This is a genomic window from Aeromonas bivalvium, from assembly GCF_046078285.1.
In the GTDB taxonomy this organism is placed as follows: domain Bacteria; phylum Pseudomonadota; class Gammaproteobacteria; order Enterobacterales; family Aeromonadaceae; genus Aeromonas; species Aeromonas bivalvium.
Genome location: NZ_JBGXBV010000003.1, coordinates 338,370 through 352,055, shown reverse-complemented (window position 1 = coordinate 352,055; position 13,686 = coordinate 338,370). Strand labels below are relative to the sequence as shown.

The following is a 13,686-nucleotide window of genomic DNA, read 5'->3' as shown; positions in this document are numbered from 1 at the left end:
GCCGCCAGCGTTCAATCTGAGCCATGATCAAACTCTTCAATTTAAGTTTGGTTGCGTCGCTACCGAGGTAGTTCAGCGGCTCAATGAATTGCTGAAATAAACTGTTCGACTTCTTATTGCTAAGAAATCGTCTTGGTCACTTCACCAGACATTGAAAATCAAAAATTAATTTTGATGCTCGATGCTGTGAGTGCCCACACAGATTGCTTGATTCAAATTGTTAAAGAGCGACGCAGCTTTTGGCTGCTGCGGGAGTGGCATTCTACTCAACCGCCTTCTCGAGTCAAGCCCTATTTTCAAAGGCTTTTCGAGGCACCGACCGGCTTGTCTGCGTTGCCGCTTGCCCTGTCGATGGAGGCGCATTATAGAGAGATTGATCTCTCTGGCAAGCCCCTTGATGCAATAAAATTGCAAAAATCTGCCTTTATTTAGTTATTCATAACCAATCACAGCTTTTATACAAAGTTATCCACAAAAACGCCGCGGGACGGCTCGTTCGTCATGCCCCTGAGCCCGTTTCCCCCGGTGCAGCCAGCCTGGTTGCCCATGATGGCGAACGCATCCACTCGCCTATATCACTTACCTATATAAAGAAGGGATCATCTCAGCCCTGCCTCTGTGACCCAGAGGGCGATCAACTCGGCGGCAGGCAGGTCGCGACAGCCGGAGACATTCTGCCCGGCCCAGAGCGGCGAGAAGCCGCTCTCCCCCGCCTTTTCGGCTGCGGCTCGCAACGGAGCCAGTGCACGACTGGCATGGGGAAAGGTCGGGGCCAGCGCCGAGAAGGGGCCAAGCTCGCGCATCAAGCGGTTCACTATGCCTCTGGCGGGGCGACCGCTGAACAGGTTGGTCAGGGCAGTGTGATGACCATGTATCCCCTGGATGGCGGCACGATGCAGGAACGAGGTCGTCGCCTCGGGACAGCACAGAAACGCCGTTCCCATCTGCACGGCGCTCGCCCCCAGTGCCAGGGCAGCCAGTATCCCCTTGCCATCGACTATGCCTCCGGCGGCGATGACAGGCAGATCCACGGCCGCCACTATCTGGGGCAGCAGGGTAAAGGTGCCTTGTTGCAGCGCGAGATCTTCGCTCAGGAAGTGGCCACGGTGACCACCGGCCTCCAGCCCCTGGGCTATGATGGCGTCGGCGCCATGATGCGCCAGCCACTGGGCCTCGGCCACAGTGGTGGCACTGGCGAACACTTTTGCCCCCGTGGCTTTTACCCTGGCCAGCAGCTCGGGTTCGGGCAGTCCGAAGTGAAAGCTCACCACAGCGGGTTTGAACTCGGTCAGGATGGCGGCATGCTCGGCGTTGAAGGGGGCACGACCGGGCGCCGTCGTCGTGGCATCGGCCCTTACCCCGAGCTCGCCATAATAGGGTGCCAACGCCTCTCGCCAGCGGCGCTCCTCGGCCGGTTCAGGTTCGTTCTGTCGATGGCAGAAGAAGTTGATGTTGAAAGGTCCGGGGCCACTGGCTGCCAACTGTTCCAGCGCCTGACGCAGCTCGGCCGGGCCGAGCATGGCCGCCGGCAAGGATCCCAGGGCCCCCGCCCTCGTCGCCGACATGGCCAGCTCAGCGTTCTGCACACCCGCCATGGGCGCCTGGATGATGGGATAGCGCATCCCCAGTTCGGCAAAGATCGTCATGAGGCGGCTTCCTGTCTGTCATGATGTGTATGGCTACGGGCCAGCGCGATGGCGCCGTCGATGGCCCCTCGGGCCTGGGGGCTGTTCTGCCAGCAGGTGGAGCCCAGCATGCTGGCCACCAGCCGGACTATGTGACCTGTATCAGCCTCGGCCAGCGCCTCCAGGCTGTGATACCCCAGCTGTTCGAGCCGCCCGATGACGGTAGGGCCCACCCCTTTCACCTCGAGCAGCAAGTTGCGCTGCCGTGGCGAAAACTGTTTCACGTCGGTCATTGCAGAGCTCCTTTGCGATGGCTGTCTTTGTACATCAGGCCCGCACGGGCCAGCTCAACACAGAGAGGGGTCAACGCACGCTGCGCAGCAGGAAATCCGGCTGACCACAGGAGCGACGCTCCCGTTTTTGCATCTCGTCCGGACAGGGGATGGCATCCGTCCCTGCCTTGTTGAAACAGATGTATATCTCCCGCAGGAAGCGCCCCCCGTCGGCGCAGGCTACTGTGATGCTATCTGGGGCCAGCCAATGGTTGGCAGCGGCCAGATCCGCCTTGAGCTGGAAGCGGCTCTTGCGCAGCGGCTGCGGCGGCGCCTGGTAAGCGGCCGGGATCTGCACCTTCTGGCGCAGGTCGCTCGCCAGCTGATGAAATGCGAACTGGCTAAGACCAGAGCAGGTGCCGTGTTTGCGCCACTCGTGGCGATAGAGGAAGCGGCTGGGATAGAGCCCGGGAAAATCACGCTCCACCTCCCCTGCGAGCCGCTCGGTACCGCACTCGGACGGATAGCCCTTCAGATATTGGGGCCAGAGCCCGTGCAGCACGAAACCCAGCTGGCGGCTGCACTGCTCCCGATCGGTCGGTTTGATGGCGCAGTGCTCGGGCGACCAGGAGAGCGCCATGGCGTAGTAGTCAAAATCCCCTGCCTGCCCCTTGCCCTGCGCTGCCTGGGTCCACAACAGAGTGGCCATCAGCAACACCATGATCTGCTTCATCGTTCGACCTCCATCACAGTGAACAGCCCCTTTCTGGCGCGGCGTGTTCTCCACGGCGCCAGGGTCCATGCTCCCATACAAGGGAGTCAAAGAACAACCATGCCAAATGCCCTTATCAAGAGTGGGTCAGACCAGTAAAGGGTTTCCCCGTCCGGATCAGAGGCGTAAGCTGGCTCTCCGGCGGGCCTTCATGACGCGCCACTTTTCCCCCGATTTCATCAGCAACAGGACGTAACATGATCCGCAAGAATCCCTCCGGTCACCTGCCCGTTATCGACGAATCCGCCTATATCGACAAGACCGCCATCATCTGTGGCAAGGTGATCATCAAGGAAAATGTCTTTGTCGGCCCCTACGCCGTGATCCGTGCAGACGAAGTGGACGAGAGCGGTGACATGGAGCCCATCGTCATCGGCGCCAACTCCAACATCCAGGATGGGGTGGTGATCCACTCCAAATCCGGCGCCGCCGTCACCATAGGCGAGTTCAGCTCCATCGCCCACCGCAGCATAGTGCACGGCCCCTGCGAAGTGGGTAACCGGGTCTTCATCGGCTTCAACAGCGTGCTGTTCAACTGCCACATAGGCGAAGGATCCGTGGTGCGCCACAACTCGGTGGTCGACGGCTGCGATATTCCCCCCGGCTTCTATGTGCCCTCCACCACCCGCATCAACCAGCAGAGCGACCTGGCCCAGATCCCCCGCGTCACCGTGGACGCCACCGAGTTCTCCGAGGACGTGGCCCACACCAACATCGATCTGGTCAAGGGTTACAAGGCGCTCTCCAACGAGTTCTGAGTCCAGGCCGACCATAAACAACGGGCGCCGCGGCGCCCGTTGTTCGTCATCCTGACATGTCGGGCTCAACCTGCCCGCACGCAGACGGCCCCGTGGGCCTCCTCTGGCAGATCGCCCATCACTTCGCCGTAACCCAGATCGAGCAGGGGAGCCTCCCCCTCGTCATTGGGTGCGTCACTGCTCCAGACCCGGCTGTAAAGCGGCCAGCCATGTTCCGTCAGCAGCTTCATCTCTTCGCCGGCCTGATGATAGGTGGTAAACAGGCTCGCCAGCTCATCGGCTCCCGGCAGGCGCCAGTCATCGTGACCGCGGGCCACTAGTTGCTGGCAGTACTCTCGCGCCCGCCCCTGGGTCATCACCACATAGTCGATGGCATAGGGGTTGTAGTCCCCGTCCTCATCCCTGGCGCTGCCCTCGTAGTCGATGCCGATCCGGTCGGCCTCGCCACGGGTCAGCGGGCAGAGGAAGGAGAGCGCCCCCGCCGCCAGCTCGGGTTGATGGCAACCCAGGCCAAAGTCGGGCTGGGCATCCACCACCTGCACCGCCACAGTGCGGGTGCGACTCCCTGCGCTTGCCTGCACGTTGGCAGACCCCACGGCCAGGGCCGTGATGACGCCACTGCCATCGACCCTCAGCCGCTCGGGGTGATCGCTGCGCCATTGGATGGCCTCAAGCACCGGGGTCTCGCTGCCATCACTCAGCCGCAGGCCAGGTTGCAGGGAGAGGCTCTGCCCCACTTCCAGCCGGGGCTGGGCGGGCGTCACCACCAGCTCGATCGGGATGGCGCCGACGGCCTCCTCGTCATCCACCTGGCTCAGCCCCAGCTCGGCCACGGTGGCCGGGGTGCGCCTCGGCTCGACGGAGGCTGCGCGCAGGAACTCGCCGATAGCCTCCAGCTCGTCGTTGGAGAGCCCCAGGGCATGAAGGCGATCCGAGGCCTTGGGGAAGAAGGGATCATGCACGTCCACCCCGGTCGGGAAGCCGACCCCGCTGCTCCACTTGGTGACGCCGAAGTTGTACATGGCCACCACCCCCTGCACCGAGCCACCGAGACGCTGGGCCAGGATGGGGAAGACGCCGTTGTGCATATAGGGACCGGTGAAGGCCACATCCCTCAGGCTGGGGGTCTTGAACAGCCCCATGTCAGCCTTCAATCTGGTCTGCAGGAAACGGCCCCTGTCCTCGAGGTTGCGCCCGTAATAGGTCAGCCCCAGGCTCTCGAACTTGTGCTGACTCAGCAGAGGGCCCGAGTGGCAGTTCATGCAGCGTCCCTCGGTGCGAAACAGGTGCATGCCCCACAGCGCCTTGTCGCTCATCGCCTGCTCATCCCCCTTGACGAAGCGCTCCAGCGGGCTCTCGCGGCTGATGATGGTGCGCTCGAAGGTGGCGATGGCCTTGGCAACCCTATCCAGGGTGATGGTCTCGTCGCCGAAGGCGGCGGCAAAGGCGGCCGGGTAGTCGCTGCTTGCCCGCAGCCGCACCAGCAGTTCGTCGTGCTCGAGGGCCATCTCCACCGGGTTGCTGATGGGATGGAGCGACTGCTCCTCCAGGGTGGCGACCCGTCCGTCCCAGAACTGGCTGCTGCCGTAACCGGCGTTGAGGATGGTCGGCGCATTGCGGGTCCCCTTCTGCCCCAGATGACCGACCGAGACACTCAAGCCATCGCCCCAGCCTTTTTGCGGATCGTGGCAACTGGCGCAGCTGATGTCGCGGGCCTGGGATAGCTGCTTGTCGAAGAAAAGCTGCTGGCCCAGCACCACCTTGGCCCTGCGGTAGGGGTTGTCGGCCGGGAAGGGCATGGCGGGCAGGGGGCCCAGCTCCTGCCACTCCACCCCCTCGTCCACCATGGCCGCCGGCCACTGGCCCGGGTCGCCGGCATATTGTGCCCGCAGGGAGAACAGATCCGGCATCTCGCTGCTGCGATCCACCGAAGGGCGTACCGGATAGGGGGAGAGCGCGAACCAGAGCAGGCTGGCCTCCCCCTCATCGCGCCACGCCTTGGTCAGCGGCTGGTAGCGCCGCGCCAGCCCGGTGCCATCTTGCAACCAGATCCACTCGGGCAACGGGATGGTGAAGGTGTTGGGATAGCGCCACCCCAGCTTGTCGCTGCCAAGCAGGCGCTCGAATTCGGCCAGGGTCGGCAGGCGCCATGACTGCTGGCCGCAACTGCTCGGCGCCACCAGCGCCGCTCTCGTGACACGGGCCGAGGCGGCAAAGCCCTCCCCCGGCAGCCAGAATTGGCTGCCCTTGACCCCGGAGGCGGGACGGGCATCGTGCAGACAGTGCCAGGCCCCCCGGGTCAGCAGGCGGCCCTGCTCATCCAGTCGCAGCAGCTCGGCGGTCTCCGGCTCCTCCGGCATCACGGGACTGGCCGGATAGAGCTGCAACCGGGCGGCCTGGATCGCCTCCCCGTTGCTGCGGCGATACCAGTTGCGGGCGGCGCTGTCGTCCCGCAGGGCCAGCAGCATCTGCCAACTGTCAGGATAGTTGAGCTCGGCCCCCAACCGCTGGGCTCGCAGCAGGGCGGCATACTCCTCTATGTCGGCCTGCTGTTGCAGGCGGATCTCTCCGCTCAGCCCCCACTCCGCCATCTCCAGCAACCCGTTCCCATTGCGATCTGCCAGCAGGAAGAGCGCCGTCTCCTCCTCGTCGAGCCGCAGGGAGGGGGCGGCGCGCCGGGCCCGGGACTCACCGGCCGCGAGATCCGCCACCCGGGCCGTGGCGGCCCTCAGTATGTATCCCTCCTGCTCCCCGACCAGCTCAAGGGGGGCCGTCAGCAGCAGGCCGGCAGGCAGGGTCAGGGTCGGGTTGCCCTGACCGCTCAGGGTTGCACTCGTCTCCATGCCGGTGGCGCGCTGGCGCAGGCTCAGGGTCGCCCCGGGCGCCAGCCGCTCGCCGATATCAATGGTCAGGGTCAGCTCGGCCCGGGTATGGGTCTGCTGTGGTGGCGTCACCGGCGGGGTGACGGGCGGCGGGGTGACAGGCGGTGTGACAACGGGAGGCGTGACCGGCACGTCGGGATCCTGGCCCTCGCTGCGGTTGTCATGGCAGGCACTCAGGGCCAGCAGGCTGGCCAGCAGAAATAGGGGTTTCATCGTGTTGTTTGGAGTGGTCGGACAAGCCGGCAATTATCAGGTTAAACGCTAATCATTATCAATCGCTTCTTGCCGATTTCTTTTTATGGACTGGGCGAAAGGTGTTCAGCTGCGATGTCCCTGCGATCGGCGGCGTGCATCCAGGCGACCCCCGCCCGCTGACGCCGCCAACGACAGAGCCGCCCGAAGGCGGCTCTGTTCATCAAAGGCAAGGTGGTCATCTGTGGCCATCAGGCTCCTATGATGCCGCCATCGTCCCGGGTGATGCGCAGCACGGCGGAGCGGGGAATGCTGGTGCCGCCGTCCGGGAAGTGGGAGGGAGCCAGCTCTTCCCCCGGGTGCTGCACCCCGACGAACATGGTGCGCCAGTCCGGGCTGAAGGTGAGGCCCGTGATCTCGCAGGCCACGGGGCCGGTCAGGAAGCGGCGCACCTCGCCGCTCGCCGGATCCGCGCACAGCATCTGATTGTTGCCCATACCGGCAAACTGCTTCTCGTTGGAGTAGTCGCCATCGGTCTGGATCCAGAGCCGCCCCGCCTCGTCGAAGCCGATGCCGTCCGGGCTGTTGAACATGTTGTCCGGGGTGATGTTGGCACTGCCCGCCATCAAGCCCTCTTTATGCACGCCGGGGTTGCCCGCCAGCAGGAAGAGATCCCACTCGAAGCTGTCGCTGCCGTGATCGCCACCGGCCGGGCGCCAGCGGATGATCTGGCCATAGGGGTTCTCGGCCCTGGGGTTGGCACCGTCCAGGGGCTGGTTCTCCTTGAGGCCGCGGTTCTTGTTGTTGGTCAGGGTGCAGTAGACCTCGGCCCTGTGGGGATGCACGGCCACCCACTCCGGCCTGTCCATGGTGGTGGCACCGAGCCGGGTCGCCGCCTCCCGGGCGAAGATGAGCACCTCCCCCTGATCGGCGAAGCCGTTCTCCCGGGTCAGGCCGTGCTGGCCGTGCACTAGGGGCAGCCACTGGCCTGTGCCCTTGAGCTCCCCCTCTTTGGCGTCGAAACGAGCCACATAGAGGGTACCCTCGTCCAGCAGATCCCGGTTGGCGGCATCATTGCCCGGCGCCACCTTGTTCTTCGAGACGAAACGATAGATGTGCTCCCCCCGCTCGTCATCGCCGAGATAAACCACGGCGCGGCCATCCTGGTTGACGGTGAAGGCCGCGTTCTCGTGCTTGAAGCGGCCAAGAGCGGTGCGCTTCTTCGGGGTGGAGGCGGGATCGCGCGGATCGATTTCCACCACCCAGCCGAAGCGGTGCGGCTCCTGGGGATGTTTGGCGAGGTCAAAACGCTCGTCAAACTGATGCCAGCCAAAGCCTGCATCCTCGGCGGCCAGACCGTAGCGGGCGGCGCGCTGGTCCAGCTCAGGCTTGCCCGCACTGCCGAAGTAGCCGTTGAAGTTCTCCTCGCAGGTGAGGTAGGTGCCCCAAGGGGTCTGGCCGTTGGAGCAGTTGTTGAAGGTGCCAAGGGCAGTGCGTCCCTCGGGGTCGGCCTGGGTCTTGAGCAGGGCATGGCCCGCCGCCGGGCCGCTCAATGTCATGGGGGTGGTGGCGGTGATGCGGCGATTGAGCGCCCCCTTGGGGTTGGCCTGCCACTTGCCATCTTTGCGCACCAGCTCCACCAGGGAGACCCCGTGGGCCGCCTGGGCCTTGGCGACGGCGTTGGCATTGAGCGCCTTGCCCCCATCCGCAAACAGGTATTCGTAGTTGGTGTATTCGTTGTTGACGGCGAGCAGGGCGCGATCCGGCCCCAGAGGGAAGAAGCTCATGCCGTCGTTGTTGTCGCCAAACTGGCGAGCCTGGGCCCTGGCGTCATTGCCCTGGGCAAAGGCGGGGGCATCGGCGAACAGGGCATCCCCCCAGGCGATCAGCACCTCGGCCTTGTAGCCGGGCGGCACCACTATGGTGTCGGCCACAGAGGCGGGCACGGCCTGGAAACCGAGCAGCGGCTGGGTGGCGGCGGCCACGGCGCGGGCCACCGGATTGGCGGCAAAAAACGCCACCATGCTGGCGGCGCCCACCCCCTTGAGGAAGCCCCGGCGGCTGAGGCCCGCTTCGATCAGGCGGTTGAACTCCGGCTCCTGTTCACGGGGATGGTTGGCACTGTCTCTCTCGTCAAAACGGCTCATCGGCTTTTCCTTGTTATCTGCACTTGTCTGGTTTGCCACTCACTGCGTCCGGCCACAGCATGGCGGCATTTTATTAAACGAAGATGACAAGGGATGGGATAAGCCGCCTGGCCCGGCAAGGCGCCACCGCCAGGGAGAAGGGGCGGTGGACACGAGTTCCACCACCCCAGGAGAGGCACCGCTGATAGAGAGATTAGCCCTGGCTGCACTTCTTCAGGCTGATGTGCCCGTTTGTACCGGATTGCACCCGCTGACAATCTCTAGCCGCATTTTTTCAGGCTGAGATGCCAGTTAGCGCCGGATTGCACCCGCTGGCAACCGCCCTCTAGCCGCATTTTTTCAGGCTGAGATGCCAGTTGGCACCGGATTGCACCTGATGTTTTGCAGCGAAGCTCTCCATGTTCAGGGCCACCGACACCTGCAACAGGCTGTTGAGGTAGACCAGGGGCTGGCCTTGTGGCACATCGCCAAAGCTGCTGACGTAGGGGGCCTTGCCCTCGTATTTGAGCGCATCCCCTTCGCTGATCCTGATGCAGGCGTTGTCCCCCTTGCGGATACCCGCCTTGCCGAGCAGGGCCTCGTCGATATTGGTCCAGACGTTGCCGTACTGCACGTCCAGGATCGAAATGGTGCCCTTCAAGGTGCCATCCTCCTCGGCCACCGCCGGCTGATAGGGGATGGTCACCACCTCGGCGGGCAGCAGAGGCCCCACCTGCTCGAAGCTGATGGCGCCGGAGGCGAGTCGTGCACCGGTATAGGCGTAGACGTCGCGACCGTGGAAGGTGTAGGACTTCTCGGAACCCTTGAGACGGTTGCGCTTCTCGTCGATCTGGCGCACCGCCTCTATGCCGAAGTGCTCCGCCACCAGGGTCAGGGTGCCATTGTCCGGGCTGACGACGTAGTGGCCGCTCCTGGTCTTGAGTACCACCGACTTGCGTTCGGTGCCCACACCGGGGTCCACCACGCTGACGAAGACGGTGCCCGCGGGCCAGTATTGCAGGGTCTGATAGAGGCGGTAGGAGGCTTCCCAGATGTTGTAGGCCGGGATCTCGTGGGTCAGATCATGGAGAGGCAGGGTGCGGTCCACCCCGAAGGCGACCCCTTTCATGGCGGAGACGGCGCCATCCTTGAGGCCGAAGTCGGTCTGGAACACCAGGGCCTCGCTGGCGAAGGCGCCAGCCCCCACCAGGGAGAGGGCGAGCACGAGGGCGCGGGGGACGATACGAATATCCATGTCAGGGCTCCTTCCAAGACGTTTGGACGTCCAGATTGCCATTCAATGATTTCTTTGCAACCCCATCTCCCCGAATGGGGGGCGAAATGACTCGCCAATCCGCCCCGTGCGGGTGTATCCATGGGGCATCCAACGCCAGGAGCACACCCCATGACCAGAGAGCATCACGACACCATTTTGTTGAGTCTGGGCAATACCCAAAGCCGGGTAACGCTCACCGCAGCCGATGGCACCAGCCAGACCTTTGCGCTGGCATTTGGGCTCGATGCCCTGACCCCGGGCCCCTTTCGCCGGGACCCGCCGACGCCCCTGGAGCTGGAGCAGGCCATCCTGGTAGCGGAGGATACGCCGAGCGCCCTGGAGCTGGAGCAGTCCATCCTGGTAGCGGAGGATCTGCCGACGCCCCTGGAGCTAGAGCAGGCCATCATGGTGGTGGAGGATGTGCTGATGCCCCTCGCGGCCCGGATCCCGCCCCACCCCGTGCTGCGCCTGCAAAGCCCTGTGCCCCTGGCCGAAGCCCTCGGCAGCCGGGTGCAGAGCCGGGAGAACATAGAGCGGCTGTTCGGCCAGCTGGTTGCCATGGTGGAGGGGGATCCCCTGGCATCGGCCCAGTTGCCGAAGGATCGCCGTTTCGCCGCCGCCCTGCTGATCCTGCGGGAGTGGATGCACCACCTGGATGCCGGCAGCGTCGCCCTGGTCGATGGCTGATGCCCCTGTCAGACAGCAGGATTGAAGCGATGCCGTGACACCGCCCAGGCCAGCCCAAGGCTGGTCAGCGTACTGCCGACGAACAGCAGATCCAGCGCCGCCAGGAGGCCTGTACCGTCGCTCACCCAGCCCAGCAGCGCGGGCACCCAGTTCGCCACATAGGCGATCACATAGAAGAGGGAGAGCAGCCGCGCGTGGCTGGCCGGGGGGGCGATGCGATTGATAAGGGTCGCACTGCCCACGAACACGGCCCCCTGGGCGTAGCCCGCCACCAGCAGCCCGAGTCCCGCCAGCCAGCCCGGCAACCCGTGCACTGCCCCGGCAAAGAGCAGCACGCAGAGCGCCAGGGCCAGGGCGCCGCTTTGCAGGGTATGGCGGGCATCGAGGCGACGAGCCCAGAGCTGGCAAAGCCCGGAGAAGACCAGATAAGCTGCGATGAGATAGCCGAACAGCCCCAGATCCCTCATGCCCAGCATCTCGCTCACCACCTTGGGGCCGATGGCCAGCAGGCTGGCCGCCACAGCCCAGGCGGTGAAGAGCGCCAGGGCGCAGAGAAAGAACCCGGCCCCCGTGGCCCTGAGCCCCTCCCCCAGGGATCCCCCACCCTGCCCGCTCGGGGCGGGCGCCGCCATCCTGGCGCCTCTGGGCCAGCTCAGCACCAGGCCCGCGATGGCGCAGCTCGCCATTCCCAGGATCAGCAGGAAGGGCAAGGTGGTCGGGTAGCAGTCCAGTTGCAGCGCCAGCCCGCTGAACACGGGGCCGAAGGCCAGCCCGGCGGTAAAGGAGAGGGTGGCGCTAAGCGCCGCTCGCCTGCCGCCATCCTGGGGACCAAAGCGCAGCAGCGCCACATTGGCGGCGCCGGTCAGGGTGCCCGTGCCAATCCCGGCCAGGACCCGCCCCAGCAGCAGGGACCAGAAGCTGTCGGCCAGTGAAAAGAGCAGGGCGCCCCCCGCTACCGCCACTAGGGCGGGCAGGATCAGGATGCGCAGATCCGCCACCCTTCCCGCCAGGTTGCCCACCCCGAACAGGGCGATCAGCACGCCCCCCGCATAGCCGCCATAGATGAGGCTGAGACCGAGATCGCTCAATGCCAGCGCCGCCTGGTAATGGGGATAGAGCGGGGTGGGCACGCTGCTGTTGAGCAGGGCCGACATCAGAGCCAGAGAGAGAAACCCGAGCAGGCGGGGGCGAACATCGACCTCGCTGCCGTGGGCAGCAGTTGGGGCGCAGGGGGATGACATCAAGACTCCAATTACAGACAGAAAAACCGCTATCGGGAGCGTCATCATAGCGATCCCGCCCGCCCCGGGCTGCGGCAGTTCTGCATCATGGCGATTCAAACTTGCATCACACCGGCGCGGCCCCCCCCATTGGCCGGGAAGCCACGGGCACGAGCCGGATCCGGCCTGGCCCCTTGTGCTGCCATCCTCGCTGACATCTAATATTGCGGCGCCAATCGGGCGCCCTGCTTGAGGGAGGAGCAAGCATGAACAACTGGGATGACGCCCGCTTCTTTCTGGCCCTGGTACGACGGGGCAGCCTGCGCCAGGCCGGACTCGAGCTCGGGGTGGATCAGGCCACCGTCGGGCGGCGGATCACCCTGCTCGAGCAGCAGCTGGGGGCCAAGCTGTTTATCCGCACCCCCAGACACTATCGGCCCAGCCCCCTGGGGGAGGCGCTCTTGCCCCAGGCCGAGGCCATGGCGCAGGCGGCTCTGGCCATGGCGCGCACGGCGAGCCTGGGGGAGCTGGAGGGGGAACTCTGCATCGCCACCACGGACACCCTGGCCCAGGGCTTCGTGCTGCCGGCCTTCAGTCTGCTGCGCCAGCGCCACCCCGGCATCCGTCTCAAGCTGCTGACTGCGGTCAGCGTGAGCGACATCCCCAATCAGGAAGCGGATCTCGCCATTCGCAGCGTGCGCCCAGAGCAGGGAGATCTGGTGGTCAAACGGCTCGCCACCATCAGGATGGGGCTCTACGCCTCCCCCGACTACCTGGCCCGCCGGGGCACACCCCGCTCGGGTCAGGCGCTGCAACAGCACGACCTGCTGCTCTTTCCCAAGGAGCTGGTGGCCCGCCACTGGCTGAGTCTGTGCGGTGAACCCCTCCATGAGCCCAATGTGGTGCTGCAGAGCAATGCCCAGCTGGTGCTGATGGCGGCCGCCCGCCAGGGACTCGGCATCGCCCTGCTCTCCACCTTCCTCGCCGAGGAGGATCCGGGCCTGGTGCGCCTGCTGCCCGACCAGCACGACCCCATCGACATCTGGATGGTGCTGCACCCCGATGTGCAGAAGACGGGGCGGATGCGCGCCCTGGTGGCGGCCCTGGAGGAGGTGTTTCAGTCCCAGCAGGAGAGCCAGTCCCCCTCAATCCCTGCCACAACCCGCCAAAATCACACAGATTGAGCGGGTATGCCCCCCATACGGGGCACTTTCTTCGCAGCGAACAACGCCAGAGTCCGCCGTTGTTTTTTCATTAAATAACAGTACTTTACATGAAGAGGTTTGTTGTTTCATCCAGTATCATCCTGGTGACTGGCTTGTTGACAGCCTGCGCTAGCGAGTCGTCGCGCAGCCCCATCGCCGTCGGCAAGTTCGACAACCGATCCAGCTACATGCGTGGCATCTTCTCCGACGGCGTGGACCGACTGGGCAGCCAGGCGAAAACCGTGCTGATCACCCACCTGCAGCAGACTGGCCGCTTCAGCGTGCTGGATCGCGACAACATGGAAGAGATCAAGGCGGAGGCCGGGATCAAGCAACAGGCCAATTCGGGGGGCGGCCTCATCGGCATGCTGGTGGTGGCTGTCGTCAACCAGATTGCCAACACCATCACCGACAAGGGCCATGAAATCGCCGGGATCACCAGCTTCAGGCTGCTCAGCGCCGACATGCCCAACGGCATCCTCCATGGCCCCTACTCGCCGAAATATCAGGCTCGCTAAGGCGCCCGCCACAGTCCACACAAGAGGGCGCCATGCCCTCTTGTTTCCGTCGCCCCCCCTTTCCCCTCCCTGACATCGAATGGCGCCTCATCGTCTATCTTTTTGATATTGTTGGCTCATTTTTCCGCATGTCGGATAACGTCCCACCAACTT

Annotated in this window: 12 protein-coding genes; 5 read left to right on the top strand and 7 right to left on the bottom strand. The window is 64.6% G+C overall.

The window, feature by feature from the left end; translation table 11 throughout:
• The first annotated feature begins 132 nt into the window (after positions 1-132).
• Positions 133-432, top strand: coding sequence for a hypothetical protein (locus ACEUCR_RS11015; RefSeq protein WP_162625848.1), 300 nt, complete (start codon positions 133-135; stop codon positions 430-432).
• A 167-nt stretch (positions 433-599) separates the two neighbouring features.
• Here ACEUCR_RS11015 and ACEUCR_RS11010 read toward each other — a convergent pair whose 3' ends face one another.
• The 3 genes from ACEUCR_RS11010 to ACEUCR_RS11000 form a co-directional block, all read right to left on the bottom strand.
• Positions 600-1,646 (bottom strand): NAD(P)H-dependent flavin oxidoreductase, encoded by a 1,047-nt coding sequence (locus ACEUCR_RS11010; protein WP_408790101.1) that lies wholly within the window; start codon positions 1,644-1,646, stop codon positions 600-602.
• Entirely contained in the window at positions 1,643-1,918 is a 276-nt protein-coding gene (locus ACEUCR_RS11005; RefSeq protein WP_392441966.1) for a helix-hairpin-helix domain-containing protein, read from the bottom strand. The genes ACEUCR_RS11010 and ACEUCR_RS11005 overlap by 4 nt, the downstream gene beginning before the upstream one ends.
• Before the next feature lie 70 nt (positions 1,919-1,988).
• A complete protein-coding gene (locus ACEUCR_RS11000) occupies positions 1,989-2,630 on the bottom strand; it encodes a ribonuclease T2 family protein (protein WP_041995232.1) in 642 nt (213 codons plus the stop codon).
• A 236-nt stretch (positions 2,631-2,866) separates the two neighbouring features.
• Here ACEUCR_RS11000 and ACEUCR_RS10995 point away from each other — a divergent pair, with 236 nt between their 5' ends.
• A complete protein-coding gene (locus ACEUCR_RS10995) occupies positions 2,867-3,427 on the top strand; it encodes a gamma carbonic anhydrase family protein (RefSeq protein WP_041994991.1) in 561 nt (186 codons plus the stop codon).
• Between the two features lie 65 nt (positions 3,428-3,492).
• Here ACEUCR_RS10995 and ACEUCR_RS10990 read toward each other — a convergent pair whose 3' ends face one another.
• From ACEUCR_RS10990 to ACEUCR_RS10980, 3 genes are all read right to left on the bottom strand, one after another.
• Positions 3,493-6,522: a cytochrome c peroxidase gene (locus ACEUCR_RS10990; protein ID WP_408790098.1), complete on the bottom strand. Its 3,030-nt coding sequence runs from the start codon at positions 6,520-6,522 to the stop codon at positions 3,493-3,495.
• Between the two features lie 230 nt (positions 6,523-6,752).
• Entirely contained in the window at positions 6,753-8,648 is a 1,896-nt protein-coding gene (locus tag ACEUCR_RS10985; RefSeq protein ID WP_408790095.1) for a PhoX family protein, read from the bottom strand.
• A 325-nt stretch (positions 8,649-8,973) separates the two neighbouring features.
• The gene (locus ACEUCR_RS10980; RefSeq protein WP_408790093.1) at positions 8,974-9,882 is read right to left on the bottom strand and encodes an SAM hydrolase/SAM-dependent halogenase family protein; all 909 of its coding nucleotides are present in this window, start codon (positions 9,880-9,882) and stop codon (positions 8,974-8,976) included.
• 150 nt (positions 9,883-10,032) lie between these two features.
• Between ACEUCR_RS10980 and ACEUCR_RS10975 the strand changes: the two genes are divergently transcribed.
• Positions 10,033-10,590, top strand: a complete 558-nt coding sequence (locus ACEUCR_RS10975) for a hypothetical protein (RefSeq protein ID WP_408790090.1) — start codon at positions 10,033-10,035, stop codon at positions 10,588-10,590.
• A gap of 8 nt (positions 10,591-10,598) precedes the next feature.
• Here ACEUCR_RS10975 and ACEUCR_RS10970 read toward each other — a convergent pair whose 3' ends face one another.
• Complete coding sequence (locus tag ACEUCR_RS10970) at positions 10,599-11,834, bottom strand: MFS transporter (protein WP_392441980.1); 1,236 nt, start codon at positions 11,832-11,834, stop codon at positions 10,599-10,601.
• 242 nt (positions 11,835-12,076) lie between these two features.
• Here ACEUCR_RS10970 and ACEUCR_RS10965 point away from each other — a divergent pair, with 242 nt between their 5' ends.
• Positions 12,077-12,994 (top strand): LysR family transcriptional regulator, encoded by a 918-nt coding sequence (locus ACEUCR_RS10965; protein ID WP_408790088.1) that lies wholly within the window; start codon positions 12,077-12,079, stop codon positions 12,992-12,994.
• Positions 12,995-13,128: 134 nt separating this feature from the next.
• Positions 13,129-13,533 carry a GNA1162 family protein gene (locus ACEUCR_RS10960; protein ID WP_408790085.1) on the top strand — a complete coding sequence of 135 codons (405 nt, stop codon included), beginning with the start codon at positions 13,129-13,131 and terminating at the stop codon, positions 13,531-13,533.
• The last annotated feature ends 153 nt before the right edge of the window (positions 13,534-13,686 follow it).